The 2,235-nt window shown below is 67.4% G+C and carries 4 protein-coding genes; all 4 read right to left on the bottom strand.

The features are described from left to right. Positions 1–20: 20 nt before the first annotated feature. Entirely contained in the window at positions 21–500 is a 480-nt protein-coding gene (locus tag ACJOT3_RS34270; protein ID WP_406977288.1) for a Jag family protein, read from the bottom strand. A 77-nt stretch (positions 501–577) separates the two neighbouring features. Further along, the gene (yidC, locus tag ACJOT3_RS34265) at positions 578–1,516 is read right to left on the bottom strand and encodes a membrane protein insertase YidC (protein WP_406977287.1); all 939 of its coding nucleotides are present in this window, start codon (positions 1,514–1,516) and stop codon (positions 578–580) included. A 28-nt stretch (positions 1,517–1,544) separates the two neighbouring features. Next, the gene (yidD, locus tag ACJOT3_RS34260) at positions 1,545–1,856 is read right to left on the bottom strand and encodes a membrane protein insertion efficiency factor YidD (protein WP_406977286.1); all 312 of its coding nucleotides are present in this window, start codon (positions 1,854–1,856) and stop codon (positions 1,545–1,547) included. Then, on the bottom strand, positions 1,853–2,235 hold a 383-nt coding region (gene rnpA, locus ACJOT3_RS34255; protein ID WP_406977285.1), incomplete at its 5' end, for a ribonuclease P protein component. The genes yidD and rnpA, both read right to left, overlap by 4 nt.

The raw sequence follows: 2,235 nt of genomic DNA, 5'->3' as shown, positions 1-2,235 counted from the left end.
CCCCTGGGTCAGTCCGTGGTCTAGGGGACCGGGTGGACCACCACGTAGCGGTTGGGCTCCTCGCCCTCGGACTCGCTGCGCAGGCCCGCGGCCGCGACCGCGTCGTGGACGACCTTGCGCTCGAAGGGGGTCATCGGCTCCAGCTCGTAGGCCTCGCCGGTCTCCTTGACCTTCTGCGCCGTCTCGGCGCCGACCTGGAAGAGCTCCTTGCGGCGCCCCTCCCGGTAGCCGCCGATGTCCAGCATCAGCCGGCTGCGCTCACCGGTCGCCCGGTGGACCGCCAGCCGGGTCAGCTCCTGGAGCGCCTCCAGGACCTCACCCTCCTCGCCGATCAGCTCGTCGAGGGTGGCCCCGACGACCGAGACCATCGCACGGTCGCCCTCGACGTCCATGTCGATGTCGCCGTCGAAGTCCGCGATGTCGAGCAGACCCTCGATGTAGTCCGCGGCGATGTCGCCCTCGTTCTCCAGGGCCTCGATGTCGATAGGCGCCTCAGCCACCGCTACTCCACCGCTTCCTTCCTGGCTCGCTGTCACGGCGTTCCCGTCTCCTGTTCCCGCGTTCGGTACGCAGCTCGCTAGCGGGACCCGCCACCGGTGCGCTTGGAGCGAGACTGCTTCTTGGGCTGCTTGCGTTCGATCTTAGGCTGTTCCACAGGCTGCGGCGCGGATTCGGGCTGCTTCTTCTTGCGCCCCAGCATCCCCTTGGCGGAACCGTTGGCCGCGGCCTTGGCCTCGACCGTCTCACCCGGCGCGGGCTGGTTGCGGTACAGGAAGTGCTGCTGCACCATCGTCCACACGTTGGAGGTGACCCAGTAGATCAGCACACCGACCGGCATCATGAGACCGAAGAGCCCGAAGAGGGGCGCCATGTACATCATGATCTTCTGGGTCTGCATCATCGGGTTGTCGGGCATCTGCGCGACGCTGCGCTTCATGCTCTGGCGCATGGTGAGGAACGTCGTGGTGCCCATGACGACACAGGAGATGGCGATGAAGACCTTCGCCATGATGGGGTTGGTCGCCCCCAGGGCCGCCAGCTCCTGCGAGGAGCTGTTGAAGTGGGCCGCGATGGGAGTCCCGAAGATCAGGGCCTGGCGCGCGCTCTCCACCAGCTCTTCGGTGAAGTTGTAGCGGACGTTGCCCTCGGCCACGCTGCGGAGCACGTTGAACAGGGCGAAGAAGACCGGCATCTGCAGCAGCAGCGGCAGACAGCCCATGAGCGGGTTGGTGCCGCTCTCCCGGTACAGCTCCATCGACTCCTTCTGGAGCCGCTCCTTGTCGTGCTTGAAGCGCTCCTGGAGCTTCTTCAGCTTGGGCTGGATCTCCTGCATCTTGCGCTGCGTGTTCATCTGCTTGACGAACAGCGGCACCATGAGCAGACGCATCAGCATGGTGAGCAGCACGATGGACAGGCCCCACGCCCACCCGCTGTCGGGGTTCAGGCCGATAAAGCCCAGACCCGCGTGGATCTGGACCAGAATCCAGCCGACGATGTTGTAAAGCCAGTCCAGCACCGGCCAACTCCTATGTGCTTCGGTTCAGCTACTGGTCCCCGGGAGCATGGCCGGTGGTCCCGGCTCCGCCCGCAGACTCCTCGGACTCCTGGCCCCGTCCCCGCGGTGGGGGGACCGGGTCGTAGCCACCCCTGGTGAAGGGGTGACAGCGGGCGATGCGCCGGATGCCCAGCCACAGCCCGTACAAGGCACCGTGCGTGCGCAGGGCCTCGACGGCGTATGCGCTGCACGAAGGGTAGTAACGGCAGGCGGGCGGCAGGAGCGGGCTGATGAAGCGCTGGTATCCCCGGATGGGGAGGATCAGCGCACGCGCGAACACCGTCGGTTCGTGCTGGGTCATCGGTCCGTCCACCGTTCTCCGCCCTCTGTGACCGGGCGGCCGCCTGTCGTGTCGCTCTTCGCCGGTTCCGGCGCCGAGGGGCCACCGCGTCCTCGACGACGGCGCGCCGATCCCTTGGGTCGGGGTCGTATCGCCGAGGCGATGGCGCCGTCCAGCTGTGCGCCCAGGTCCTCGTACCGCGCGGCGGCGGCGGAGGGTTTGGCACGTACTACCAGCAGGCTACCGTTTGGAAGTTCGAACAGACGTGGCCGCATCAGGTGCCGCAGCCGTCGCTGGACGCGCTTGCGCACCACGGCCCCGCCGACCGCCTTGCTCACGATGAATCCGACGCGCGGGGGGTGTTCCCCTACCGGGAACGCTTCCGCTCCGGCGGTGGTTC

The organism is Nocardiopsis protaetiae (assembly GCF_045446735.1).
GTDB classification, from domain to species: domain Bacteria; phylum Actinomycetota; class Actinomycetes; order Streptosporangiales; family Streptosporangiaceae; genus Nocardiopsis; species Nocardiopsis protaetiae.
Note: the sequence above shows the minus strand (reverse complement) of the source record. Positions and strands in the feature narration are given on the sequence as shown.